Genomic DNA, 26,088 nt, shown 5'->3' on the forward strand with positions numbered 1-26,088 from the left:
GCCTGTCGCGCAACATCCTCCTAGGCGGTCTGCTCTGCCTCTGCGTGGTCGCCGCAGCTCTAATCAGCTTCCTCTGGACCCCATTTGACATCACGCAAATGGACATCCCCAACAAACTGCAAAAACCCAGCGCCACCCATTGGTTTGGCACCGACCACTTTGGCCGTGACATCTTCTCAATGATCATGGTCGGCGCCCGCACCTCGCTTGCCGTTGCGCTGGTGGCCGTCGGCATCGGCATGGGTCTCGGTGTGCCCCTAGGCCTCTGGGCCGCCGCCAACTCCGGCAGTTGGCTGGATGAATTGATCATGCGCGGCAATGACCTGATCTTTGCTTTCCCCAGCCTCGTGATCGCCATCCTGATCACCGCCATCCTCGGCCCAGGTGCCGTCAACGCCATCCTCGCGATTGGCATCTTCAACATCCCGGTCTTCGCCCGCCTCACCCGCGCCGGCGCCCTGCCGCTCTGGCAACGCGACTTCATCCTCGCCGCGCGTGTGGCTGGCAAATCCCGCGCCCGCATCTCGGCCGAACACATCCTGCCCAACGTTGCCAACCTCCTGATCGTACAAGGCACCATCCAGTTCTCCCTCGGCATCCTCGCCGAAGCGGGCCTCAGCTACGTGGGCCTTGGCGCGCAGCCCCCGACGCCCTCATGGGGCCGCATGCTGGCCGACGCCCAAACCATGGTCTCCTTCGCGCCGCACCTTGCTCTGATACCCGGCCTCGCCATCATCGCGTCGGTCTTGGGCCTCAACCTGCTGGGCGACGGCCTACGCGATCACCTTGACCCCAAAATCCGGGTGATGCGCACATGAGCCTGCTCTCCGTCCAAAACCTGTCCCTCTCCATCGGCCCTCTACCGATCCTGAAAGACGTGACCTTCTCCATCGCGCCGGGCGAAATCTTGGCCGTCACCGGCGAAAGCGGCTCCGGAAAATCCATGACAGCGCTCGCGGTGATGCAGCTTTTGCCCGACAGCGCCCAGACCACCGGCCACATCATGCTGCGCGATGAAGAGCTCACCGCGCAGTCAGAAAAATCCCTCTGCGCCATGCGTGGCAACTGCATCGGCATGGTGTTTCAAGAACCGATGACCGCGCTCAACCCGCTGCACACCATTGGACAGCAAGTGGTCGAAACCATCCGCATGCACGCCGTCATGCCCAAAGCCGAGGCCGAAGCCCAAGCCGCCGCCATGCTCACCCGCGTGGGCCTGCCCCAAGACCGTTTCCCACTGTCGCGCTACCCGCATGAGCTTTCCGGTGGCCAACGCCAGCGCGTGGTCATCGCCATGGCCATCGCCCGCCGCCCGCGCCTGCTGATCGCGGATGAACCCACCACCGCGCTCGACGTCACCACACAGGCCAAGATCCTCGACCTGCTCAAAGACCTCGTCGCAGAATACGACATGGGTCTGTTGATGATCACCCACGACCTCGCCGTTGTGGCCGACATGGCGGATCGCATCGTCGTCATGCGCAAAGGCGAAGTGGTCGAGCAGGGCGACACCAAACACCTGCTCGCCAACATGCAGCATCCCTACACCAAAGCCCTGTTTAAGGCCTCCGGTCATCAGGTGGATTTGCCCAGCGCCAAAGACGGCACCCCCGCCATCTTATCTGTGCGCGACGCCGTGCGAGACTACGCCCTGCCGCGCACCCAACTCTTTGCCCCCCGCGCCTACCACCGCGCAGTAAAAGGCGTCAGCTTTGACATTCACCACGGCGAACGGGTTGGGCTGGTGGGCGAGTCCGGCTGTGGAAAATCGACCCTAACACGGGCCATCTTGGGCCTTGAGCCCTTGCAAGACGGCAGCATCACCGCCTTTGGCGTGCCGGTTGGCCCCGACATGCCCGCAACCTCCCGCATCAAAACGCAAGTGGTGTTCCAGGACCCCTATAGCAGCTTTAACCCACGCCATCGGGTGGCCCGTATCCTGACCGAGCCTTTCCATCTGGTAGACACGCCGCCAACAGGCGACGCACTCACACAAGTCATCTCTGATGTGCTCACCGACGTCGGTTTGCAGCCCTCAGACTCGCAAAAATACATCCACGAGTTCTCCGGCGGACAACGGCAACGCATCGCCATCGCCCGCGCTCTGATCACCAAACCCGAGCTGATCATCTTTGACGAAGCGGTCTCTGCGCTGGACGTCTCCATCCGCGCACAGATCCTCGACCTGATTGCCGAGCTGTCACGCCGCCACAACCTGGCTTATCTGTTTATATCCCACGATCTCTCCGTCGTGCGCTCCGTGACCGACCGTGTGTTGGTCATGCAAAACGGCGAGATTGTCGAGCAAGGCGAGACCGAAAAGGTCTTCACCGCGCCACAACACCCCTACACCCAAGCCCTGATCAACGCCGCGCCGGTCCTGCCGGATCTGGCCGCGCTGACCTCCCAAACCGAGACATCCCATGACTCTGCCTGATCTGTTTTTTGACCCATCCAAATGCCTGATTGGTGGCAACTGGCAACCTGCTGCCTCCGGCGAAACACTGGAGTTAACCAACCCGTCGGACGGCACCCATTTGGCAACCATCGCGCGAGGCACATCCGCGGACATCGACGCCGCTGTGGCCGCCGCCCATGCCGCCCGCGCGGGCGATTGGGGCCGCGCCACCGCTGTCGAACGCGGCCGCATCCTCACCCGCATCGGACAACTGGTTCTGGAACACACCGACACACTGGCAAAACTCGAAGCTTTGGATGTCGGCAAACCCCTGACCCAGGCCCGCAACGACGTGATCGCGCTGGCCCGCTATATGGAGTTTTACGGTGGCGCGGCCGACAAGGTGCATGGCGAAACCATTCCCTACATGGATGGCTACACCGTCTACACCCTGCGCGAGCCCTTTGGCGTGACCGGCCACATCGTGCCGTGGAACTACCCGATGCAGATCATTGGCCGCTCCGTTGGCGCGGCGCTTGCCATGGGCAACGCCTGTGTCCTGAAACCGGCGGAAGAAGCCTGCCTAACCGCGTTGGCCTTTCCCGAACTTGCCCAACAGGCCGGCCTGCCCGCCGGTGCCCTCAACGTGGTGCCCGGCCTTGGTGCCGAGGCCGGCGCCGCCCTTGCGGGCCATTCCGACATCCAACACATATCTTTCACCGGCTCGGTGAACACTGGCCGCTTGGTGCAAACCGCCGCTGCGCAAAACGTCGTGCCTGTCACGCTGGAACTCGGCGGCAAAAGCCCGCAACTTGTGTTTGCAGACGCTGATCTCGACGCCGCGCTGCCATTCTTGGTCAATGCAGGTATCCAGAACGCGGGCCAAACTTGCTCCGCCTCATCGCGTATCCTTGTAGAGCGCTCGGTCTATGACGAAGTCACCAGCCGCATGGCCGCCGCCTATGCCGAGATGCGCGTCGCTCCCGCGCTCGAGGACGCCACACTTGGTCCGCTGATCTCTGGCCGTCAAAAAGAAATTGTCTCCGGCTTCCTTGCCAAAGGCGCTGACCTGAACACCGCCGCCCAGGGCCAAATCGTCACCGATGCCCCCGGCCATTATGTTGCACCAACCCTTTTTGCCGATGTACCGCCAAACCACACGCTGGCCCAAGACGAAATCTTCGGCCCAGTCCAAGCGCTGATCCCGTTTGACAGCGAGGAAGAAGCGCTCGCCATCGCCAACGGCACCAAATACGGCCTTGTCGCTTCTGTCTGGAGTCAAAACGGCGCGCGCCAAATGCGCCTCGCCAAATCGCTGAAAGCTGGTCAGGTCTTCCTCAACAACTATGGCGCTGGTGGCGGTGTGGAACTGCCCTTCGGCGGCACCGGCCACTCCGGCCACGGGCGCGAAAAAGGCTTTGAGGCCCTGTTCCACTTCAGCCAACTCAAAACCGTCGCCGCCCTGCACGGCTAACATTCACTGTCTACAAATATCCCCGCCGGAGGCTTCCGCGGGCGCAAATAAGGACCATCGCAATGCGTCTTCAAAACAAAACAGCCATCATCACCGGCGGCGCTCAGGGCTTTGGCGCGGGCATCGTCGACAAATTCCTCGCCGAGGGCGCCAAGGTGCTCGTCGCCGACATCAACGGCGACATGGCCGCGACCAAAGCCGCCGAGCATGAGGATGCCACCCCCTGCACCGTCGACGTGGCCGACGCCGCAAGCGTGCAGTCCATGATTGACACCGCTCTCTCCGCTTGGGGCCACATCGACATCATCGTCAACAACGCCGGGGTCACCCACCTGCCCGCGCCCATGGAAACCGTCACTGAGAGCGATTTTGACCGCGTCTTTGCCGTGAACTGCAAATCCATCTACCTGATTGCCCAAGCTCTGGTACCACACATGAAGTCCCGTCAAACCGGCGCCATCCTCAACGTTTCCTCCACCGCGGGCCTCTCCCCGCGTCCCAACCTCAACTGGTACAACGCCTCCAAAGGCTGGGTGAACACGGCGACCAAAGCCATGGCTGTCGAACTCGCCCCCCACGGCATTCGCGTCAACGCCATCAACCCGGTCGCCGGTGAAACCCCGCTCCTGGCCTCCTTCATGGGCGAAGACACCCCGGAAATCCGCGCCAAATTTCTGTCGACCATTCCGTTGGGCCGCTTCTCCCAACCCGAAGACATGGGCAACGCCGCCGCCTTCCTCTGCTCTGACGAAGCCAGCATGATCACCGGCACCCTGATGGAAGTCGACGGCGGGCGCTGTATCTAAATCGCTTCACAATCAAGCACTGCAACCGCAACCGCCCAAAGTTTCAGCACTTCGGGCGGTTGCGCCACGGCATCTATCCCCCCTCTCTCTGGCCCTTCGCCGCAGCGCAGCGTTAGCTTGGCGCGTTACCAGCCAGCGGAGCCCAAAGAGCCGTGACCGCCAAGCTCACCATCCTGATTGTCGAACCCGACAAGACCCGCGCCGATGCCATCATCGACAGCTTGATCGCAACGGGCGACCACCACATTCGTGTGCTGTCGGAATCCACAGGCCTCGCCCGTTCCGTTGCCGAACTCAATCCGGACCTCGTGCTGGTTGACGTCGCCAATCCCAGCCGCGATGCCATCGACGCGCTCACGCTGGCCTCTTCGCCGCTCGAACGCCCCGTCGCCATGTTTGTTGATCGGTCCGACGATGGCCTCACAAAGGCGGCGATCGAAGCCGGCGTGTCGGCCTATGTCGTCGACGGCATGCACCCGGACCGCATAAAACCTGTGCTGGATGCGGCCATCGCTCGCTTCCACATGTTCTCCCGCATGCGCTCGGAACTTCAGGCCACCAAACGCGCGCTGGAGGAACGCAAGATCCTCGACCGCGCTAAAGGTATTCTCATGCGCGCCCGCAACATGTCTGAGGACGAAGCCTACGCCCTCATCCGCAAAACCGCGATGAGCCAGAACAAAAAGATCGCCGACGTCGCACAGGCATTGGTCACCGCTTCGGAGCTGCTGTCATGAGAACTCTGCCACTCTCCGTGGGCTTCATGCCGCTGGTCGATGCCGCCCCGCTGATCATCGCCCGCGAATTGGGCTTTGCCGAAGAGGAAGGCCTCGCGCTGAACCTGCAAAGCGCGCCCAGCTGGTCCACTCTGCGGGATCGGCTCATTTTGGGCCAAATCGAAGCCGCCCACATGCTCTCCCCGGTGCCAGTGGCCATGGCGCTGGGGCTTGGCGGCCTGCCCACCCAGCTCGATGCCCTTAGCGTTTTGTCCATAAATGGCAATGTGATAGGCATCTCCAACGCTCTGGCCGATGAGATCGCCTCTCTCGGTGCCACTCCCGATTTTCTCGACGCTCAAGCGGCGGGCAAAGCCCTCGCGGCCCTCAACAAGCCACTGCGCATCGGCGTGCCTTTCCCGTTTTCAATGCACGCGGAACTGTTGCATTACTGGCTGTCGGCCTCCGGCCTCAACGTCGCCAAGTCGCTCGACCTACGCACCATCCCGCCGCTTCTGATGGCCGATGCCATCACCGCGGGCGAAGTGGACGCCTTCTGCGTCGGCGAACCTTGGGGCTCGATCACCGTGAAACAAGGCGGCGGCAGCCTGCTCTTACCCGGCGCCGCGATTTGGCAATTCGCCCCGGAAAAAGTTCTCGCCGTGCGCCGCGACTGGGCCGCGTCCGAAGATGACCTCACAGGCCGCCTTATGCGTGCAGTCTGGAAAGCGGGTCGCTGGTTGGGGCGCGTAGACAAACGCGCCACCGCCTCTGAAATCCTGAGCTGGCCGGAATACCTCGGTGTTTCTACCGAAATCACCGAACGCGCCCTGACTGGCAATCTGCTGATCAACGCGCGCGGCAAGTCCCGCACTGTGCCACGCATGATGGAGTTTTTTGACGGCGCCGCCACCTTCCCCTGGAAAAGTCAGGGCGCCTGGATCGGCGCGCGCATGGCCGCGCGCTTTGGCTTGGACCGGGCGCAATCTGCCGCCAAAGCCGCCGCCGTTTTCCGCTCTGATCTCTACCGCCGCCACCTCGGCCCACTAGGCGCAGACCTGCCTGCTGCGTCTGAGAAGCTCGAAGGCGCGCTGAGTTCACCAACATCGGCGGCGACGGACTCCGGCACCCTGATTCTGGGCCCAGACCGCTTCTTTGATGACCAAGTTTTCGACCCGCGCCGCCCGGAATGCTAGTTTTTTGTGCAAACACAGTGTTCGACCGCTGCATCGCAGCAATTGAACCGCTTCGGCCTTGAGACTCACTCTCACAGCACGCCTAATGGCATCAACGCGCAGCAAGGACGCTACGCAAACCGCCCCGAATGATTGGGGACCTATCTGAGCAAAGCCGCTCGACCCGCCGAAATTCCTCCTTCGGTGCTGGTCGCGCGGCTTTTTTCGTTTTCCGCCCTCTCCTCCATCCAAAGGGCACAACATGAAGGACAGTAAGATGAAACGCATTGCTTCGATCCTGGCAGCCACGACCGTGTTCGTGTCTCCAGCCCTCGCAGAACTGGAACTCGAAAAAGATGAGCTGACCTTTGGCTTCATCAAACTGACCGACATGGCCCCGCTCGCCGTGGCTTATGAGCAGGGCTATTTTGATGACGAAGGCCTTTTCGTGACGCTCGAAGCCCAAGCCAACTGGAAAGTCCTGCTGGACGGCGTGATCGATGGTCAATTGGACGGCGCGCACATGCTCGCAGGTCAGCCACTCGCCGCCACCATTGGCTACGGCACGGAAGCGCATATCATCACGCCTTTCTCTATGGATCTGAACGGCAACGGCATCACCGTGTCCAACCAGATCTGGGAAGAAATGAAGCCGCACGTGCCGCTGATGGACGATGGCCGTCCACAGCACCCAATCTCCGCCTCCGCGCTGAAACCTGTGGTTGAGAAATACACCTCAGAAGGCAAGCCGTTCAACATGGGCATGGTCTTCCCAGTCTCCACCCACAACTACGAACTGCGTTACTGGCTGGCCGCCGGTGGTCTGGAGCCAGGCTACTACTCCCCGGAAAACATCACCGGCCAGATTGGCGCAGACGTGCTGCTGTCCGTGACTCCGCCGCCTCAGATGCCAGCCACCATGGAAGCCGGCACCATCTACGGCTACTGCGTCGGGGAACCTTGGAACCAACAGGCCGTGTTCAAAGGCATCGGTGTGCCTGTGATCACCGACTACGAACTCTGGAAGAACAATCCAGAGAAAGTCTTCGGCCTGAACGCCGAGTTTGCCGAGAAATATCCAAACACCACGCTGGCCGTGACCAAGGCGCTGATCCGCGCGGCGATGTGGCTGGATGAAAACGACAACGCCAACCGCGAAGAGGCCGTCCGCATCCTGAGCCAACCGGAGTATGTCGGCGCGGACTATGACGTGATCGCCAACTCCATGACCGGCACCTTTGAATACGAGAAGGGCGACAAACGTGAGGTGCCAGACTTCAACGTGTTCTTCCGCTACAACGCCACCTACCCGTTCTACTCCGACGCGGTTTGGTATCTGACCCAGATGCGCCGCTGGGGCCAGATCGCCGAAGCCAAGCCAGACAGCTGGTATGACGAAGTTGCAAAGTCGGTCTACAAGCCTGCGATCTATCTCGAAGCCGCGCGCCTGCTGGTGGACGAAGGTCTCGCCAACGAAGCTGACTTCCCATGGGACAGCGACGGCTACAAAGCGCCAACTCCGTCTGAGGACATCATCGACGGCATCGCCTACGACGGCCGCACACCAAATGCCTACCTCGACAGCCTGCCAATCGGCCTGAAAGGCGACCAACGTGTCGTCGGCACTGAGGTGCAAGGCTAACGCGCCTCGTCGCGGGAAGGACGGCTCCCCCCTTCTCCCGCGACGCAACGGACGGGCGGTTAACTCTCGCCCGTCCCGCCAAACCACACCTCCGCGAAACAGTCGCGATACCGACAAAATACCGACGTCAAAATCAGCCGCTCCCCGGCATTAACCAATACCGCAACAGCGCCCAGAGCCACGGACACGCCAATGACCACAATCGACCCGCAAAACATCGCAGATGAAGAGCGCGAAGCCCGCCGCGCCCGCCTCTTCACCCGCATCAACAAGGCCGACGCCTGGTTTCAGGTCATCGGTCTCAGTTTCCTCACCCCCATTCTGAAAGCCGCTGCTGGAGACAACCCAAAAGCGCAAGCCGCTGAAATCTGGCGCCTTTTGGGCGTTCCGTTGCTGGCCATCGCCGTCTTCCTGATGCTCTGGGGCAGTCTTGCACCCAAGGTGCAAACCTCCCTTGGCGCTGTTCCCGGCCCCAAAGCGGTCTGGACCGAAGCCGTGCTCCTGCACGAAGACGCCCAAGCCAAGGCGGCCAAAGAAGCGAAGTTCAACGAACGTGTTGAGAAGCGCAACGCCAAGTTCATCGCCAACGGCCAGCCTGAAAAAGTTAAAGATATCAGGTACACAGGCAGCCCAAGCTACTACGATCAGATCTGGACTTCGATCAAAACCGTGTTCTTTGGCTTCCTGATCGGCACCGTGATTGCCGTGCCAATCGGCATCATGGCAGGCCTGTCTCCTTACGCTAACGCCGCTGTGAACCCGCTGATCCAGATTTTCAAACCGGTCTCTCCACTGGCTTGGCTCCCGATTGTGACCATGGTGGTCTCCGCCACCTACACCGTGGATGACGGCTTGTTCTCCAAGTCCTTCTTGACCTCGGCGATAACCGTAACCCTTTGTTCTCTCTGGCCAACTCTGATCAACACCGCACTGGGTGTGGCCTCCATCGACAAGGATCTGGTGAACGTTTCCAAGGTTCTGAAGATGAACACTTGGACCAAAATCACCAAACTCGTGCTACCGTCCGCCCTGCCGCTGATCTTCACCGGCCTGCGTCTGTCCTTGGGTGTCGGCTGGATGGTTCTGATTGCAGCAGAGATGCTGGCGCAAAACCCAGGCCTTGGCAAATTTGTCTGGGACGAGTTCCAAAACGGCTCGTCCAGCTCGCTCGCCAAGATCATGGTTGCGGTCTTCACCATCGGCATCATCGGCTTCCTGCTGGACCGTCTGATGTACGCGATCCAGTCGCTCTTCACCTTCACATCAAACCGGTGATCGCCATGAGTGTTCTGAAATTTGACAATGTCTCTAAGAGCTTCGGCGAAGGCACCGGCAAAACCGGCGTTCTGAAAAACATCAATCTCGAAGTGCAGGAGGGCGAGTTCCTCGTTCTCCTGGGCTTCTCCGGCTCTGGCAAAACAACGCTAATCAACCTCATGGCGGGCCTTGAAATGCCCACCTCTGGCAGCGTGACATTCAAGGACGAAACTATCACCCAACCGGGTCCAGAGCGCGGCGTGATTTTCCAAAGCTACTCTCTGATGCCTTGGCTGACGGTGAACGGCAACGTGCGCCTGGCGCTCGACAGCGTGTTCCCCAACATGCCCAAAGCCGAAAAAGAAGAGCGTGTTGACCACTACATCAAAATGGTTGGTCTCTCTCACGCCGCCAGTCGCCGCCCAGCCGAGCTGTCCGGCGGCATGCGCCAACGTGTGAACGTGGCCCGCGCCTTGGCGATGAACCCCGAAGTTTTACTTCTAGATGAACCGCTTAGCGCGTTGGATGCACTGACCCGCGCCAACCTTGCGGACGAGATCGAAGCGATCTGGGATGCGGAAAGAAAGACCTGCGTGCTGATCACCAACGACGTGGATGAAGCGATCATCCTCGCCGACCGCATCATCGCGCTGAACCCTGACGGCACCTTGGGCCAAGAGTTCAAAGTCGACATCCCCCGTCGTCGGGATCGTATGGAGATGAACCACCACGAAGGCTTCAAGAAACTTCGTGCTGAAGTCACCAAGTATCTGATGGACGTGGGCATTGCAGCCAAGGCGGAAGGCAAAAAAGTGCTGCCCGACGTTACGCCAATCCACGGTGTCCCGGCGGCAGTCAAAGATGCTCAAAAGGGGATGATCGACCATAATTTCTTGGACTTCTCGCAGCTGCACAAGATCTATCCAACGCCCAAAGGCCCGCTGACCGTGGTTAAGGATTTCGACCTGAAAGTGCAGCGCGGCGAGTTCATCTCGCTCATCGGTCACTCAGGCTGTGGTAAGTCCACCGTTCTGACCATGGCAGCAGGTCTCAATCCGATTTCCAAAGGCGGTATCCGTCTCGATGGGCGCCACGTAGAGGGCGCAGACCCAGAACGTGCCGTGGTGTTCCAGTCACCCAACCTCTTCCCATGGCTGTCTGCCAAGGAAAACGTGGCGATTGGCGTGGACAAGGTGTACCCCAAAGCCAGCCTAGGTGAGCGTCAGGACGTGGTGGAATATTACCTCGAACGCGTAGGCCTCGCCGACGCCATGGACCGCCCTGCACACTCCATGTCCAACGGCATGAAACAGCGAGTTGGTATCGCCCGCGCCTTTGCTTTGTCCCCGAAACTTCTGCTTTTGGATGAACCCTTTGGCATGCTCGACAGCCTGACCCGCTGGGAGCTGCAAGAGGTTCTAATGGAAGTCTGGGACCGCACCAAGGTGACCGCGATTTGCGTGACCCATGATGTGGACGAAGCCATTCTGTTGGCCGACCGCGTTGTCATGATGACCAACGGTCCACAGGCCACAATCGGCAAAATCGTGGACGTGGATCTGCCGCGTCCTCGCACCCGTAAGGCCCTGCTCGAGCACCCTGACTACTACCGCTATCGCCAAGATGTTCTTGATTTCCTTGAGGAGTACGAACACGGCGCAAAGCCCAAACCAAAGCCATCCAAAGCCATCGCGGCGGAGTAAGCTATGACACAGAAACTCATCATCATTGGGGCCGGGATGGCCGCGGGTCGCGCACTCGAACATCTCTTTGAGGCCAACCCAGACGCCTACGACGTCACTCTTTTCAACGCCGAGCCCCGCGGCACCTACAACCGGATCATGCTGTCTCCGGTTCTGTCGGGCGACAAGGCCTTTGACGAGATCGTCACCCACACAGCCGAGTGGTACGAGGAAAATGGTGTTACCACACGCTTTGGCGAAAAAGTCGTGAACATCGACCGGGTCGCACAGACCGTGACATCTGACAATGGCGAAGTACTTGCCTATGACAAGCTCATCATCGCCACCGGTTCCAACCCGTTTATCATTCCGCTGCCTGGCCATGATCTTGACGGTGTGATCGCCTATCGCGATCTCGAAGACACCAACGCGATGATCTCACTTGGCGAGGTTCCAAACGCCAAAGCCGTGGTGATTGGCGGCGGCCTTCTCGGCCTTGAGGCGGCTGCCGGCCTTGCCTTGCGCGGTGTGGACGTGACGGTGGTGCACATCATGGGACACCTGATGGAACGCCAGTTGGACGAAGCGGCTGGCTACTTGTTGCGCAAGGCACTGGTGGACAAAGGCATTACCGTCAAATGCTCTGCCAACTCCAAGGAAATCCTTGGCGAAAACGGCAAAGTCAAAGCGCTCTTGCTGGATGATGGCACTGAACTGCCGTGTGATTTACTGGTCATGGCCGTGGGTATTCGCCCCTCCGTCGCACTGGCGGCTGACGCGGGTCTCGCAACCGGTCGCGGGATCCATGTGGATGACCAGATGGTCACCTCGGACGAAAACATCCTATCGCTTGGCGAATGTGTCGAACACAACGGCGACATCTTTGGTTTGGTCGCGCCGATTTATGACCAAGCGAAGGTAATCGCCAAAACATTGGCTGGCGAAGCTGCGGCCTTTGTGAACAAAGAAGTGGCTACCAAGCTGAAAGTCACTGGCTGCGATCTTTTTTCCGCAGGCGATTTTGCCGAAGCAGAAGGCCGTGAGGACATCGTGTATCGCGACCCGGCGCGCGGCGTCTACAAACGCTTGGTAATCGAAGACAACCGCATCGTCGGCGCCGTCATGTACGGCGACACAGCGGACGGCAATTGGTTCTTTGGCCTGATCAAAGACCGAGAGGACATCTCTGAGATGCGCGATACGCTCATCTTTGGTCCTGCTTTTCAGGGAGGGTCCCCCCTGGACCCTATGGCAGCCGTTGCAGCCTTACCGGATGATACCGAAATCTGTGGTTGTAACGGCATTTCCAAAGCTCAAATCGTCGCCGCCATCAACGACGGCGCCCACACGCTGGACGATGTCAAAGCCATCTCCAAAGCGGGTTCGTCTTGTGGCAGCTGTCTTGGCCTTGTTGGCGATTTGTTGGGTGTCACCCTTGGTGACGGCTTCAAAATGCCTGAGAAGGAAGTTGTCTGTAAGTGTACCGACCTGTCGCACGATGACGTGCGCAAGCTGATCGTCGCCAAGGAACTCAAGTCCATCCCGCAAGCGATGCAGGAGTTGGATTGGAAAACCACCTGCGGCTGCCACGTCTGTCGCCCGGCGCTGAACTATTACATGGTTGCGGCGTGGCCCGGCACGTACGACGACGACGGCAAAAGCCGTTTCATCAACGAACGTGTGCACGCCAACATTCAGAAAGACGGCACCTATTCGGTTGTGCCGCGCATGTTGGGCGGGATCACCACGCCGGACGAGCTGCGCGCCATTGCCGATGCTGCGGACAAGTTTGATGTGCCGACGGTCAAAGTTACCGGTGGTCAACGGATCGACCTTCTGGGCGTCAAAAAAGAAGACTTGCCTGCGATTTGGTACGACTTGGGCAAAGCTGGCATGATGTCTGGTCAAGCGTATGCCAAAGGCCTGCGCACTGTGAAAACCTGTGTGGGGTCAGAGCATTGCCGTTTTGGCACGCAAGACAGCACTGGCTTGGGCATCAAGATCGAAGACGCGATGTGGGGTGCCTGGTCACCGCATAAATTCAAGCTGGCTGTGAGTGGCTGCCCGCGCAACTGCGCCGAGGCGACTTGTAAGGATCTCGGCATCATCTGCGTGGACAGCGGCTACCAAATTCTCGTCGGCGGCGCTGCAGGTCTGGACCTCCGGGAAACTGATCTTCTGGTGCAAGTTGAGACAGAAGAAGAGGCTATCGAGGTGTCCTGCGCCTTCTACCAACTTTATCGCGAAGGGGCGCAATACCTGCATCGCCCATACAAGTGGATTGCCAAAGTAGGTCTTGATTGGGTCAAGGAACAGGTTGTCGACGATCTGGAAAACCGCAAGGCGCTGGCCGAACGGTTCCACTATTCCCAGAAGTTCTACCAGATCGACCCATGGGCGGAGCGCGCAAAACAAGGCAAAGACGCCCATGAATTTGCGCCGATTGCAGACTTTACAAAGGTGGCCGCAGAATGACCGATTTTATCGATATTGGCAGCATCAATGACATCCCTTTGCGAGGCGCAAGGGTGGTTCGGACACATCGCGGCGACATTGCTGTGTTCCGCACGGCCACGAACAATGTCTACGCTTTGGATGAATATCTACCAGGCAAAGCTGGACCGCTCTCCAATGGCATCCAACACGACGAGAAAGTCACTGACCCAATGTACAATTGGGTCTTTGACCTCGCCACTGGCGAAGCACAAGGCGCCGACGAAGGCAAAGTCGCAACCTACGACATCAAATGCGAAGACGGTCGCATTCTGATTTCGGCGACTGCCGTGAGCCCATCGGTGGCGGCAGAATGACCAATTACATCTGCACAACTTGTCCGTATTGCGGCACCGGCTGCGGCGTGTTGGCAACGCCGGACGGTGCAGGTGGGCTCACCATCAAAGGGGACCCTGATCACCCGGCCAACTTTGGCCGCCTATGTTCCAAAGGGTCGGCGCTCGGAGAAACCGTCACTGCGGACGGTCGTCTCCTCGCGCCGCAGATCGACAAACGTCCCGCAAGTTGGGATGACGGGCTCGATCTGGTGGCCGAAAAGTTTCGCACCACGATTGCGGAGCATGGACCTGACAGTGTGGCGTTTTACGTCTCTGGTCAGCTGTTGACCGAAGACTACTACGTCGCAAACAAGCTGATGAAAGGCTACATCGGCTCTGCCAATATTGATACCAACTCGCGGTTGTGTATGGCCTCTACAGTGGCTGGTCACAAACGCGCCTTCGGAACAGACACGGTGCCTGGCACCTACGAAGATCTGGAGCTGGCGGACCTCGTAGTCATTACCGGTTCGAACTTAGCTTGGTGCCATCCGGTGCTCTACCAGCGCATTGCAGCCGCCAAAGCTGAGCGGCCCGAGATGAAAGTTGTCGTGATCGACCCGCGCCGGACTGCGACCTGTGATATTGCGGACCTTCACTTGGCACTCGAACCAGGCACTGATCTTGCGCTGTTCAATCACCTGTTTACGCAAACTTATGCTCAGGGGGCCTTGGACGCAGCGTTTGTCACCAAACACACAGATGGCTTTGCCGAAACGCTGGATACCGCCAGTATGACAGATGTTTCTGTCACCGGACTGTCTGAGCAGCAGTTAGCCGCCTTCACGCGACTTTGGCTCAGCACAGAGAAAGCCGTCACAATCTTCTCACAGGGCGTCAATCAGTCTGTTCATGGCACCGACAAGGTGAACGCAATAATCAACTGTCATCTGGCAACAGGAAGAATTGGCAAACCTGGAAGCGGGCCCTTCTCGGTGACTGGGCAACCTAACGCGATGGGCGGGCGTGAGGTTGGGGGGCTTGCTAATATGCTTGCGTGCCACTTGGATATCGAGAATCCGACACACCGAGAAACCGTGCAGACCTTCTGGCAGTCACCAACCATGCCGACACAACAAGGACTAAAGGCTGTCGATATGTTTGACGCCGTCGAGTCTGGCAAAATCAAAGCTCTGTGGGTGATGTGTACAAACCCAGCCGTAAGTATGCCCAATGCTAGAAAAGTGCGCGGCGCCATCGCTAATTGCGATTTTGTGGTTGTCTCAGACATGTTTGCCAGCACGGACACAGCAAAACTTGCCGATGTGGTTTTGCCATCCACTGGCTGGGGCGAGAAAGATGGGACCGTCACCAACTCGGACCGTACAATCAGCCGGCAAAGAGCAGCGCTGCCTCCTCCAGGCCAAGCGCGGCACGATTGGGATATAATGTGTGATGTGGCCCGCCGCATGGGCTTCTCCACCGGGTTCAACTACTCAGGTCCGGCAGAGATATTCCGCGAGCACGCAGAGCTGTCCGGACATGCCGCAGGCCTCGGAAAGGATTTTGATATTTCCGGATTGGCAGGCCTCACAGATCTTGAGTACGAGGACTTGACGCCAACCAAATGGCCATTTCCCCGTCAGGGAAACACGCAACGATCACGGTTTTTTGGTGACGGCCAGTTTTTTACCCATGAAAAACGTGCAAGTCTTGTTCCGGTTAAGCAAACGGCACTGGTACCTAATAGCGTTGCTCAGACATTCCGCCTCAACACAGGCCGCGTACGTGACCAATGGCACACGATGACCCGGACCGCGCGGGCGTCTCGATTGAACCAACACTATGGCGAGCCATTTTTAGAGCTTCACCCGAGCGATGCGAACAGCCTTGGTGTATCTGACGCTGACTTGATTGAAGTGCGCAATGACTTTGGTGTCGCAATTCTCAGAGCGTTGATTACCGACCGCGTCTCACAAGGCAGTGTCTTCGCTCCGATACACTGGACCGGTGAGGTTGCGTCCCAGTCCATCGTATCCGATTTGGTCCCTTCCGTTGTCGACCCGGTGTCCGGTCAGCCAGACAGCAAGTCCGCTTACGTCAGCCTCTCAAAATTCTGCGCCAAATGGTATGGCTACGCTGTGAGCGCCTGCAAAATGAGCGTTTCAACCCGATACTGGGCAAAAGCCAAGCTGAACACAGGCTGGCAAGTCGAGTTAGCCGACGACAAAATGCCAGACGACTGGACAGAGTTTGCCCGCAACCTGTTTCATGCCGACGGGCTCGAATGTACCAGTGTGATTGACGCCCCTAAAGGGCGCGCGCGCATAGCCTTTCAAAAAGACAATAAGCTCTTCGGCGCATTGTTTGTGGATCGGGTTCCGGTTCAAGTGTCACGCAACTTTGCGGGATCGCTTTTGGGACAAGACAGCCCTCACATTCTGGCAGGGCGTCCAGGCAAGGCGCATGTGGATCCAGGCCCGACCGTTTGCGCCTGTTTCAACGTCGGTGTGAACACCATTTTGTCCGCGATAGAGCGTCGAAATTTGATCTCGGTTGAGCAAATTGGCACGGCTCTGTCCGCAGGGACAAACTGTGGATCCTGCCGCCCCGAGTTGGCTGCACTCTTGGCGGGTACGCGCCAGAAACTGGCGGCCGAATAGCGCGTAGAAAACCTGGTAAACGTGCCGCACGCTTCTTCTGAGCGGCGCGCCCCAACCCTTAAGTGCCGTAGGGTAAGCATATTTCTTGCCTGCCTCATGCGATTATCAACACTCAAAAACTCCCCTTTAAGGAGAAAACCTCTCTGTCCGGCGACAATTTCGTGAAAGTCTGAAAACGTCATACCTGTCGGTTTTGAACCATGATATGACGGTTTCCTGAAGACATGGCTGAGGCAACCACTCGATCGCATAGAGTCGACGAAAACTTTGTGAGCTTTGACACATTTTTCTTGATTTGTGTCGCGAGCGGGCCGCAGCATGAAGAAAAACAAAAGATTCAACATGGGAGTTTCCAAATGAATGAAGAGCTTAAGTTCCTAAGCCGTCAGGCTGCCTTGGGCACAATCACGCGCCGTAAGTTCCTCGGCCGCGCGGGTGCACTGGGCGTTTCGGCTGCCGCGGCTAACACAATGCTGGCAAGTGCAGTGCACGCGGCGGGCCCTCAAAAGGGCGGTACATTGCGTATGGGTCTACAGGGCGGCTCTACTACCGACAGCCTAGATCCGGCACTGGCAACTAACACCGTTGCGGTCAACCTGATCCGCATGTGGGGTGAGCCACTGGTTGAGCTGACCGACGATGGCGGTCTGCAGGGTAAAGTTGCAGAAAGTTTTGAAGCCTCTGCCGACGCCAAAACATGGACCTTCACAATCCGTCATGGCATCACCTTCTCCAACGGTCAGGAAGTCACAGCGGCAGACGCTGCGGCGATGCTGGATCGTCACTCGGGAGAAGAATCCAAATCCGGTGCGCTTGGCCTACTGCGCGACATCAAGAATGTCAGCACCAACGGCCGTGACGTGATCATCGAACTGAACAACGGCAACGCTGACCTGCCATACCTGATGAGCGACTATCACCTGATCGTGCAGCCGAACGGTGGCAAAGATGCGCCTGACGCAGCGATCGGTACCGGCCCCTATATCATGAAAGAAGTTGATATGGGCGTGCGCTTTGTGGCGGAAAAGAACCCGAACTATTGGGGCGACATCGGTCACGCGGACACCATCGAAATGCTGGTGATCAACGACAACACCGCGCGTGTTGCTGCGCTTCAATCCGGTCAGGTCGACATCATCGACCGCGTACCGCCGCGTACCGCTGGCCTAGTATCTCGCGCACCGGGTATCACCGTTGCTTCCACCGCAGGCCCTGGCCACTACGTGTTTATTGCGCATGTGAACACGGCACCGTTTGACAACCCGGATCTGATGATGGCGCTGAAATACGGCATCAACCGTCAGGAAATGGTCGACAAAATACTGTTTGGCTATGGTTCCGTCGGCAACGACTCTCCGATCAACGCGGCCTACCCGATGTATCAGGAGATGGAACAGCGTGAATATGATCCGGAGAAAGCGGCCGCGCACTTCAAAAAATCCGGCCACGAAGGCCCAGTCCTGCTGCGCACGTCTGACAACTCCTTCCCGGGTGCACCGGATGCGGCAGCCCTGTTCCAGCAGTCATTGAAGGCTGCCGGCATCGAGTTGGAAATCAAACGTGAGCCTAACGACGGTTACTGGTCTGAAGTTTGGAACAACAAACCGTTCTGCACCAGTTACTGGGGTGGCCGCTCCACGCAGGATCAGATGTTCACAACCGCGTATCTGTCTACCGCCGACTGGAACGACACGCGCTACAAGAGCGAAAGCTTTGACAAGCTTCTGATTGCAGCCCGCGCAGAGCTTGATCAGGACAAGCGCAAGTCCATGTATGCCGACATGGGCATGATGGTCCGCAATGAAGGTGGTCTGATCTGTCCGATGTTCAACGACTTCATCGACGCCCACAACGACAAGATCGGCGGTTGGGTTGAAGGCGTTGCCGGCTTCTCCTTGATGAACGGTTACGCGGCACAGCGTATGTGGGTGACAGGCTGATATGTCGCTCCTTTTAAAACTATTGGCCCAGCGCATTGCGCTGGGCCTGCTTCTGCTCTTCCTCGTCTCGATCCTGATTTTTTCTGGCACCATCATCTTGCCAGGAGACGTGGCGCAACAAATTCTCGGACAATCCGCCACGCCCGAAGCGCTTGCCAACATGCGTCGCGATCTTGGGTTGAACGACCCGCCAATTCAGCGCTACTTCAACTGGCTGGGCGGCGTGCTGCAAGGTGATCTGGGAACCTCCCTCACCAGCGGCAAAGACATTGCTGAATCAATAGGCAAACGTCTCGGAAACACCTTGTTCCTGGCCTTTTGGGCCGCGATCATCTCTGTGCCTCTTGCGATTTTGCTTGGTTTGATTGCCGTACGCTATCGCGAACGTTGGCCGGACAAGCTGATCTCCGCGGTCACTCTGGCATCCATTTCTGTCCCTGAGTTCCTCATCGCTTATGTCGCCATCTTCTTCGTTTCCGTGCGTCTGCGTTGGGCGCCTTCTGTGACCACGATCAACGACAGCATGAGCCTTGGTGAAAAACTGCACACAATATCGATCCCAATCGCGGTACTTACGCTGGTCGTTCTCGCGCACATGATGCGCATGACACGCGCCGCGATTTTGAACGTAATGCAATCGGCTTACATCGAAACTGCAGAGCTCAAAGGTCTGCGCATGTTTACGATTATTTGGAAACATGCGTTCCCGAACTCCATCGCGCCGGTTGTGAACGTGGTCATGCTCAACCTTGCCTATCTCGTGGTGGGCGTAGTGGTGATCGAAGTGGTCTTTACCTACCCGGGCATGGGGCAGTTTCTGGTCGATCACGTGTCCAAACGCGATATTCCCGTTGTTCAAGCCTGCGGCCTGATCTTTGCGGCTGTCTATATCGGTCTCAACATGTTCGCCGACATCGTGTCGATCGTCGCCAACCCGCGCTTGCGGCATCCGAAATAGGGGAAACGTTATGAGAATACCCATAGCTGCCCTAATCGGGCTCATCTTCACTTTCGCGTACTTTTTCGTCGCCATCTTTGCGCCCTGGATTGCGCCTTATGGCATGGCGGAAGTGGTCAGCCGCGATGTGTGGCTGCCACCGTCCTCCGAGTTTTTGCTTGGGACCGACAACCTTGGCCGCGACTTGCTCAGCCGCATGATCTACGGCGGACGTACAACGATCTTTATCGCTACGGCTGCAACCATCTTGAGTTTCACAACAGGCTCCATCCTTGGCTTCCTTGCCGCTGTGCTTGGCGGTTGGGCGGATCAGGCCATGAGCCGTTTCGTGGACCTAATAATGTCGATCCCTTCGTTGATCTTTGCTTTGGTCGTCTTGTCGGTCATGCCAGTAACAGTGCCTGTACTGATCGTAGTTATGGGCCTGTTGGACAGCACGCGCGTATACCGTCTGGCGCGCGCCGTAGCCGTGGACATCAACGTTATGGATTACGTTGAAGCTGCAAAGCTACGCGGCGAAGGCCGCGGCTGGATCATCTTCCGGGAAATCCTGCCAAACGCTTTGTCTCCGTTGATCGCGGAAATGGGCCTGCGCTTCATCTTTATGGTTCTGTTTGTCTCCACCCTGTCATTCCTGGGCCTCGGCGTTCAGCCCCCCCAAGCGGACTGGGGGGGAATCGTCAAAGAAAACGCGGATGGTATCGTCTACGGCATTGGCGCGGCGCTTTATCCCGCAGTTGCCATCGCAACACTGGCGATCTCAGTGAATCTTGTCGCTGACTGGATCCTGAACCGCACAACTTCGCTGAAAGGAGGCCGCGGATGAGCGATAAGCTTCTCAAAGTCCGAAACCTCAAGATTGGCGCAACGGTGTATCCTCCGGGCGAAAAACCGCACGACATTGAGATCGTACATGGCGTGAGCTTTGAGGTTGAGAAAGGCAAAGTGCTGGGCCTCATTGGCGAGTCCGGTGCAGGCAAGTCGACTATTGGCCTGGCTTCTATGGCCTACGGGCGTGGTGGCGTAAAAATCACTGGCGGCGAAGTTTGGGTCAACGGGCGAGACATCCTGAAGACCACAAACGCCGACGTACGCGCCCTGCGTGGCGGTGAGGTGACCTATGTGAGCCAGTCTGCTGCCGCATCTTTCAACCCTGCCAAAAAGATCATGGATCAGGTGACCGAAGCCGCGATCCTGCAAGGCAAGTTTTCCAAGAAAGAGGCGGAGCGTCGCGCTGTGGAGTTGTTCCGCAAGTTGGGCCTTCCCGATCCAGAAAACATCGGTAACCGCTATCCGCACCAAGTGTCTGGCGGGCAGTTGCAGCGATGCATGACCGCACTTGCGCTTTGCCCCGAGCCGGATTTGGTGGTGTTTGACGAACCGACAACCGCGTTGGATGTGACCACGCAAATCGACGTGTTGATGGCGATCAAGGAAGCCATTCGCGACACTGGTGTGGCGGCGCTCTACATCACCCATGACCTCGCGGTTGTGGCGCAGGTGAGCGACGACATTCTTGTTCTGAAGATGGGCGACATGGTCGAATACGGCTCAGTCGATCAGATCATCAACAATCCTCAGGAGGAGTACACCAAGGCCTTGGTTTCAGTGCGCTCGATCGAGCATGCGGAAAAGACACCAACACCAGAGCCCGTTCTGAAGGTAAAGAACATCACCGCGCGCTATAAGGGCACCAACTTTGACGTACTCAAGAACATCAATGTTGAGTTGCATCCGGGACAAACACTCGCAGTGGTTGGTGAGAGTGGGTCTGGTAAATCCACCTTGGCTCGAGTCATCACAGGTCTATTGCCGCAAAGTAACGGAAGCGTCCATTTTGCCGGTCGCGACCTGAGCAAGGATCTCGGCGGACGATCCAAGGAGGATCTACGCGAGTTGCAAATGATCTACCAGATGGCAGACGTTGCGATGAACCCGCGCCAAACCGTCGGCACAATCATTGGTCGGCCACTTGAGTTCTACTTTGGTCTGCGCGGCGCCGAAAAACGCAAACGCATTGTGGAGCTACTGGATGAGATCGAGATGGGCGCAGGCTTCATTGATCGCTATCCTGCGGAACTGTCAGGTGGTCAGAAACAACGTGTCTGTATCGCACGCGCGTTGGCGGCAAAGCCGAAGATGATCATTTGCGACGAGGTGACAAGCGCGCTGGACCCACTGGTGGCGGACGGCATTCTCAAGTTGCTTCTGGACCTTCAGAAGATCGAGGACGTCGCCTATCTGTTCATCACACACGACCTTGCGACGGTGAAGGCCATCGCAGACTCCATCGCCGTGATGTATCAGGGTGAGGTTGTGCGCTACGGCGGCAAGACAGACGTGTTGTCTCCACCGTTTGACGACTACACCGACCTGCTGCTGAGCTCTGTGCCAGAAATGAAACTCGGCTGGCTGGAAGAGGTCATCGCCAACCGGAAGATGGAAAGCGCGGGCAACTAGGCCTTATTGCTGTAACGCAAATTGCGGCGTCGGTTTCGGCGCCGTATTTTTTGTTTCTAACCTTCAAAACGTCCATCAAATGTCGGTCTTGAACGTTCTGTCACAAACCGCTGGTTTATTACTTTTGATACTAAGGAGGAGCCTAGCATGGACAACAAACTGCTTCTGATCATCCTGGACGGCGTGCCCTGGCGCAATTGGAGCCGCCTGTTTGGCAATCTGGAAGGTTGGGTGGCAGACGGCACAGCCCAAAAGTGGAAAATGACCTCTGTGCTGCCCTCGATTTCCGCAAGCTGCTATGCTTCAATCCACACCGGAGTCACACCTCAGGAACACGGCTGCACCGGAAACGGCAATGTTTTCCGCATCAAACAGGCCGACATCTTTTCAGAAGTTCGCAAGGCGGGTGGCAAGACTGGCGCAGTGGCCCACTCCTTCTGGTCGGAGTTTTTCAACCGCCATCCGTTCGATTATGTACGGGATATTGAGTATGACGAGCCCGAGAGCAACACCATCAATCACGGGCGGTTCCACAGCATGACAGGCTATGGCGCGGCCAACCAGATGACACCCTCCGACGTGGACCTATTCGCGACACTCACCAATCTCTGCCTCAAGCACGAGCTCGACTACGGCATGTTGCACACCTGTACGCTGGACAGCATGGGGCATCGCTTTCAGCACGAAAGCCACGAAATGGATCATGCCTGTTTTGTGATGGACGAAATGCTGGCACCCTTCATCCCTCGATGGCGGCAGATGGGATATGAGGTGATTGTCACCGCGGATCACGGGCAAAACGCAAGAGGACACCACGGCGGCAATGATCCGCTGCAGCAGGAGTTCGCGCTTTACTACTTCGGGGAGGCCAAAGGCCCCGCCCCTGATGTAGTGCTGTCTCAGTTACAGCTGGCCCCCTCCATTCTACACCGGCTTGGGGTTTCGGCACCGGACACGATGAAGGCTGAACCGTTTTTAACCTGAGTGGCTGCTATGGGAGGACCTTTTCAATCGCGGCCTCAAGCGTGCCGACAATAAGATCGATGTGAGATGACTCCATGATAAAGGGAGGCGCCAAAAGGATATGCGCGCCTCGTTTGCCGTCGATTGTGCCGCCCATGGGATAACAGATCAGACCCGCCTCAAACGCCGCCGTCTTGAGACGCGGAGCCAAGACCAGATCAGGATCAAATGGCTCTTTGGTCTCTCGGTCTTTAACCAACTCCAACCCAAGAAACAGCCCCCGCCCACGGATGTCACCGATATGAGGATGCTGTCCAAAGGCATCGTTCAACTCTTGGTGTAACTTTGCCCCCAACGGCGCGACATTGGATACCACATCGTCATCAATCAACCGATTCGCGACCGCCAGTGCCGCAGCTGCAGCGGTCGGGTGACCATTGTAGGTATGCCCATGTTGGAAAAACCCTGAACCATCTCTGATCACATTGTAAATCTCAGAGGTACAGAGCATTGCGCCAATTGGCTGATACCCTGCCCCCAAACCTTTTGCGATGGCGCAGATATCTGGGCTAATGTGCTCTTGCTCATAGGCGAACAAAGAGCCTGTTCGCCCCATGCCACACATAACTTCATCAAGAATGAGCAAGACGCCGTACTTATCACATATGTCCCGGACCCTCTTGAAGTAGCCTTCTACAGGCGGGACTGCACCCGAAGTTGCGCCCACCACAGGTTCTGCCACAAAGGCGAGTACCTCTTCCGGACCCAGTTCGAGAATCTTGTCTTCCAACTCCTGCGCAACCCGCTGCCCATAGTTATGACCTGTTTCGTCCACTTCTTGGCCGCGATAGGCGTAGCACGGCACGATATGATGGGTCTCCATCAGCAAGGGCGAGAACGGCTCGCGACGCCAAAGGTTGCCGCCTGTTGCCAGCGCACCAAGGGTATTGCCATGGTAACTTTGACGGCGCGCAATCACGTGCCGGCGTTTCGGTTCACCTTTTTCCAGCATGTATTGGCGCGCAAGTTTTAGGGCACTTTCCATAGCCTCGGAGCCGCCAGACACCAAATAGACCCGATCCAGGTTTCCGGGCGCATTGGCAATAAGTTTGGCAGCCAGTTCCTCCGCAGGCTCTGACGTGAAAAATCCGGTATGCGCGAAAGCGGTGGCATCAAGTTGCGCCTTGATCGCCTCGATCACGGCCGGATCAGAGTGCCCAAGACAACTGACAGCTGCGCCACCCGAACCATCAAAATACGCCTTGCCCTCCGTGTCGTAAAGAAACACACCTTCTCCTCTGGCCACAGTTGGGAGCGACTTGCGGCTGTGTCGTGGAAATACATGGCTCATGAAACTTGCACCTTTTCTAACAATGGTCGCCCAAAAGAGGTGGCGTGCTGTACAACGAGCGACACGCTTTCTACATTGTCGCGGAGCAGCTCTCCGTTCTCTTTGTGTAGGTTGTTTTCAAACCCAACCCGCACGTGACCTTTCAAACGCAACACGTCGCGCACAACACGTTGCTCCGTTGGACCAAAGGCGCAGACAGTCCACGATGTCACATCATCCCCCAACAGGTTTAGGAGCCCTGGAAGTGTGTATGGTTGCGCATCTTTGAGCGGCTCATAGCTGCCAAGAACCAGCAAGACATCGCGCTGTGTTGGCTTGATGACTCCATTGGCTAACCAGGCCTTGTATTGGTGAATATCTTCTGAGTCGTAGAGGATGTGCTGCAAATGAACTCCGGCCTCTTGCGCAAAGCCGTACATGCGGTGGGCAACGCGCTCGTCTCGCGCCATTTCGCGCACAGAAACACTGGTTGCGGTTGGCACCAGTTGCTTGACGGTTTCGAGTTGGGCCTGGACGCCGTACATTCCGGCTGCTTCCGTGGTGATCTGTATCTGAAGCCCCCGTGCCGTTTCGGACACAGCGGCCATCGCTTCCCGGTACAATCCAGGATCCAGCGAATGTTTCTGATCTTTGTCGCGCACGTGCAAATGCAGTTCATGCGCCCCCGCCTCTAAACACGCCGCTGAGGTGGCCGCGATTTCCTCAATGGTAACCGGCACCATGGGATGGTCGCGTTTGGTCTTACGCGCCCCATTGGGGGCAACGGTGACCTTGAGAGGCGGCAATTCGGCAGGCTGGTGACGGGTAGTGATGCTGTCTTTGGGCATCTTTGAAGCTTTCCAAGTTGAGATAAGCCAGAACATCTTGAAACAAACGTTTCGAATCTTGACCCGAGCTAAAACATCTGGATAAATCCTGTCAAGTGGAGGGATTCGTGAACAGATCAAACCGTCTTCAGGAACGGGTAGCGGGCAATTATGCCGACCTGAGCGTCAAGCTGCGGGCTGCGGCCGACTATGTGTTGGCCAATGAAATGGACGTAGCCGCGCGATCCTTGCGGGCAATTTCTGCTGCGAGTGGTGTATCTCCCGCGACCCTTTCCAGACTGGCCCGCGTATTAGGCTTTGAAACCTATGAAGAACTGCGGGAGTTATGTCGGGACTCCGTTGGAGAGCGATCCCAATCGCTATCCCAGCGGGTTCAAAGACTACAAGACGACTCAGATGAAGCGGTGCCGATCTACGACCGGCAAGCCGCGGCCTGTATTTCCAACATCACAACCCTCGTCGATACGCTAGACAAAGACCGATTACAAAAAACTGTGAACGCCCTGGCAGAGGCCAAATCCGTGGTGCTTTTTGGCGCCTTTGGCTCCACCGGGATTGTTGAATACATGGCCTATCTGACGAACTACTTCTCGACGACTTGGACACTGGCAGGCCGTATGGGCGCCTCATTAGGGGCATCACTCGCCGCCATGGGGCCAGACGACGTTTTGCTGGTTGTCACCAAGACGCCATATGCTGCGCGGGCAGTCCGAGCGGTGGAAGCAGCACAGCAAATCGGGGCAAGAACCATCGTGATCAGTGACAGCCACGCCTGTCCTGCGATCAAATTCGCAACTTTTCCCTTTATTGTTCCGTCAGATAGTCCACAATTCTTCTCGTCCTATGCGGCGACTCTGACATTAATGGAGTCGATGGTTGCAATGTTGGTGGCCCAGTCCGGCGAAGGGACAAACGAGCGCATCCGAGAGGTTGAGCGACACAATCAACGCCTGGGTGATTTCTGGGTGGACTAAAGACAAAAAGACTGAAATTTCAATACTATCA

The 26,088-nt window shown here is 57.6% G+C and carries 20 protein-coding genes; 18 read left to right on the top strand and 2 right to left on the bottom strand.

Annotated features, from left to right (window positions below):
- Positions 1-2 precede the first annotated feature (2 nt).
- The 17 genes from SIB38_RS01035 to SIB38_RS01115 all read left to right on the top strand — a co-directional run bounded on the left by SIB38_RS01035 (position 3) and on the right by SIB38_RS01115 (position 22,926).
- A complete protein-coding gene (locus SIB38_RS01035) occupies positions 3-818 on the top strand; it encodes an ABC transporter permease (RefSeq protein WP_412552008.1) in 816 nt (271 codons plus the stop codon).
- Complete coding sequence (locus tag SIB38_RS01040) at positions 815-2,437, top strand: ABC transporter ATP-binding protein (RefSeq protein WP_412551164.1); 1,623 nt, start codon at positions 815-817, stop codon at positions 2,435-2,437. The genes SIB38_RS01035 and SIB38_RS01040 overlap by 4 nt, the downstream gene beginning before the upstream one ends.
- On the top strand, positions 2,424-3,872 hold the full coding sequence (locus SIB38_RS01045; RefSeq protein ID WP_412551165.1) for an aldehyde dehydrogenase family protein: 1,449 nt from the start codon (positions 2,424-2,426) through the stop codon (positions 3,870-3,872). Before SIB38_RS01040 ends, SIB38_RS01045 begins: the two co-directional genes overlap by 14 nt.
- A gap of 62 nt (positions 3,873-3,934) precedes the next feature.
- Positions 3,935-4,678 (top strand): SDR family oxidoreductase, encoded by a 744-nt coding sequence (locus tag SIB38_RS01050; protein ID WP_294116925.1) that lies wholly within the window; start codon positions 3,935-3,937, stop codon positions 4,676-4,678.
- A 152-nt stretch (positions 4,679-4,830) separates the two neighbouring features.
- Positions 4,831-5,415: an ANTAR domain-containing response regulator gene (locus tag SIB38_RS01055; protein ID WP_294116927.1), complete on the top strand. Its 585-nt coding sequence runs from the start codon at positions 4,831-4,833 to the stop codon at positions 5,413-5,415.
- Entirely contained in the window at positions 5,412-6,590 is a 1,179-nt protein-coding gene (locus tag SIB38_RS01060) for an ABC transporter substrate-binding protein (RefSeq protein WP_412551167.1), read from the top strand. Before SIB38_RS01055 ends, SIB38_RS01060 begins: the two co-directional genes overlap by 4 nt.
- A 256-nt stretch (positions 6,591-6,846) precedes the next feature.
- Positions 6,847-8,211 (top strand): CmpA/NrtA family ABC transporter substrate-binding protein, encoded by a 1,365-nt coding sequence (locus tag SIB38_RS01065; RefSeq protein ID WP_294116932.1) that lies wholly within the window; start codon positions 6,847-6,849, stop codon positions 8,209-8,211.
- 192 nt (positions 8,212-8,403) lie between these two features.
- Complete coding sequence (locus tag SIB38_RS01070) at positions 8,404-9,486, top strand: ABC transporter permease (protein WP_294116935.1); 1,083 nt, start codon at positions 8,404-8,406, stop codon at positions 9,484-9,486.
- A 5-nt stretch (positions 9,487-9,491) separates the two neighbouring features.
- Positions 9,492-11,171, top strand: coding sequence for an ABC transporter ATP-binding protein (locus SIB38_RS01075; protein ID WP_294116937.1), 1,680 nt, complete (start codon positions 9,492-9,494; stop codon positions 11,169-11,171).
- A gap of 3 nt (positions 11,172-11,174) precedes the next feature.
- Complete coding sequence (gene nirB / locus SIB38_RS01080) at positions 11,175-13,625, top strand: nitrite reductase large subunit NirB (protein WP_412551168.1); 2,451 nt, start codon at positions 11,175-11,177, stop codon at positions 13,623-13,625.
- Entirely contained in the window at positions 13,622-13,960 is a 339-nt protein-coding gene (gene nirD, locus SIB38_RS01085) for a nitrite reductase small subunit NirD (RefSeq protein WP_294116939.1), read from the top strand. Before nirB ends, nirD begins: the two co-directional genes overlap by 4 nt.
- Complete coding sequence (locus SIB38_RS01090; RefSeq protein WP_294116940.1) at positions 13,957-16,584, top strand: nitrate reductase; 2,628 nt, start codon at positions 13,957-13,959, stop codon at positions 16,582-16,584. Before nirD ends, SIB38_RS01090 begins: the two co-directional genes overlap by 4 nt.
- Before the next feature lie 356 nt (positions 16,585-16,940).
- The gene (locus SIB38_RS01095) at positions 16,941-18,524 is read left to right on the top strand and encodes an ABC transporter substrate-binding protein (RefSeq protein WP_294116942.1); all 1,584 of its coding nucleotides are present in this window, start codon (positions 16,941-16,943) and stop codon (positions 18,522-18,524) included.
- Position 18,525: 1 nt separating this feature from the next.
- Positions 18,526-19,482 (top strand): ABC transporter permease, encoded by a 957-nt coding sequence (locus tag SIB38_RS01100; RefSeq protein WP_294116943.1) that lies wholly within the window; start codon positions 18,526-18,528, stop codon positions 19,480-19,482.
- Between the two features lie 10 nt (positions 19,483-19,492).
- Complete coding sequence (locus SIB38_RS01105) at positions 19,493-20,308, top strand: ABC transporter permease (RefSeq protein ID WP_168590965.1); 816 nt, start codon at positions 19,493-19,495, stop codon at positions 20,306-20,308.
- Positions 20,305-21,942 carry an ABC transporter ATP-binding protein gene (locus SIB38_RS01110; RefSeq protein WP_412551169.1) on the top strand — a complete coding sequence of 546 codons (1,638 nt, stop codon included), beginning with the start codon at positions 20,305-20,307 and terminating at the stop codon, positions 21,940-21,942. Before SIB38_RS01105 ends, SIB38_RS01110 begins: the two co-directional genes overlap by 4 nt.
- 147 nt (positions 21,943-22,089) lie before the next feature.
- Positions 22,090-22,926, top strand: a complete 837-nt coding sequence (locus tag SIB38_RS01115) for an alkaline phosphatase family protein (protein WP_412551170.1) — start codon at positions 22,090-22,092, stop codon at positions 22,924-22,926.
- Between the two features lie 7 nt (positions 22,927-22,933).
- Here the strand turns inward: SIB38_RS01115 and SIB38_RS01120 are convergent, their stop codons facing one another.
- Positions 22,934-24,256, bottom strand: a complete 1,323-nt coding sequence (locus SIB38_RS01120) for an aspartate aminotransferase family protein (protein ID WP_294116948.1) — start codon at positions 24,254-24,256, stop codon at positions 22,934-22,936.
- Positions 24,253-25,203: a 3-keto-5-aminohexanoate cleavage protein gene (locus tag SIB38_RS01125; protein ID WP_412551171.1), complete on the bottom strand. Its 951-nt coding sequence runs from the start codon at positions 25,201-25,203 to the stop codon at positions 24,253-24,255. Before SIB38_RS01125 ends, SIB38_RS01120 begins: the two co-directional genes overlap by 4 nt.
- On the opposite strand from SIB38_RS01125, the gene SIB38_RS01130 reads away from it, so the two are divergent.
- A complete protein-coding gene (locus SIB38_RS01130) occupies positions 25,191-26,057 on the top strand; it encodes a MurR/RpiR family transcriptional regulator (protein ID WP_412551172.1) in 867 nt (288 codons plus the stop codon). The genes SIB38_RS01125 and SIB38_RS01130 overlap by 13 nt on opposite strands.
- Positions 26,058-26,088: the final 31 nt, after the last annotated feature.

It is taken from the genome of Shimia sp. MIT910701 (assembly GCF_047126315.1).
In the GTDB taxonomy this organism is placed as follows: domain Bacteria; phylum Pseudomonadota; class Alphaproteobacteria; order Rhodobacterales; family Rhodobacteraceae; genus Shimia.

Bases quoted from the DNA above. Each gene is read 5' to 3' on its own strand.
- SIB38_RS01040 (WP_412551164.1), top strand. From the start codon at position 815: ATGAGCCTGCTCTCCGTCCAAAACCTGTCCCTCTCCATCGGCCCTCTA.
- SIB38_RS01045 (WP_412551165.1), top strand. From the start codon at position 2,424: ATGACTCTGCCTGATCTGTTTTTTGACCCATCCAAATGCCTGATTGGT.
- SIB38_RS01050 (WP_294116925.1), top strand. From the start codon at position 3,935: ATGCGTCTTCAAAACAAAACAGCCATCATCACCGGCGGCGCTCAGGGC.
- SIB38_RS01060 (WP_412551167.1), top strand. From the start codon at position 5,412: ATGAGAACTCTGCCACTCTCCGTGGGCTTCATGCCGCTGGTCGATGCC.
- SIB38_RS01065 (WP_294116932.1), top strand. From the start codon at position 6,847: ATGAAACGCATTGCTTCGATCCTGGCAGCCACGACCGTGTTCGTGTCT.
- SIB38_RS01070 (WP_294116935.1), top strand. From the start codon at position 8,404: ATGACCACAATCGACCCGCAAAACATCGCAGATGAAGAGCGCGAAGCC.
- SIB38_RS01075 (WP_294116937.1), top strand. From the start codon at position 9,492: ATGAGTGTTCTGAAATTTGACAATGTCTCTAAGAGCTTCGGCGAAGGC.
- nirB (WP_412551168.1), top strand. From the start codon at position 11,175: ATGACACAGAAACTCATCATCATTGGGGCCGGGATGGCCGCGGGTCGC.
- nirD (WP_294116939.1), top strand. From the start codon at position 13,622: ATGACCGATTTTATCGATATTGGCAGCATCAATGACATCCCTTTGCGA.
- SIB38_RS01090 (WP_294116940.1), top strand. From the start codon at position 13,957: ATGACCAATTACATCTGCACAACTTGTCCGTATTGCGGCACCGGCTGC.
- SIB38_RS01095 (WP_294116942.1), top strand. From the start codon at position 16,941: ATGAATGAAGAGCTTAAGTTCCTAAGCCGTCAGGCTGCCTTGGGCACA.
- SIB38_RS01100 (WP_294116943.1), top strand. From the start codon at position 18,526: ATGTCGCTCCTTTTAAAACTATTGGCCCAGCGCATTGCGCTGGGCCTG.
- SIB38_RS01105 (WP_168590965.1), top strand. From the start codon at position 19,493: ATGAGAATACCCATAGCTGCCCTAATCGGGCTCATCTTCACTTTCGCG.
- SIB38_RS01110 (WP_412551169.1), top strand. From the start codon at position 20,305: ATGAGCGATAAGCTTCTCAAAGTCCGAAACCTCAAGATTGGCGCAACG.
- SIB38_RS01115 (WP_412551170.1), top strand. From the start codon at position 22,090: ATGGACAACAAACTGCTTCTGATCATCCTGGACGGCGTGCCCTGGCGC.
- SIB38_RS01120 (WP_294116948.1), bottom strand. From the start codon at position 24,256: ATGAGCCATGTATTTCCACGACACAGCCGCAAGTCGCTCCCAACTGTG.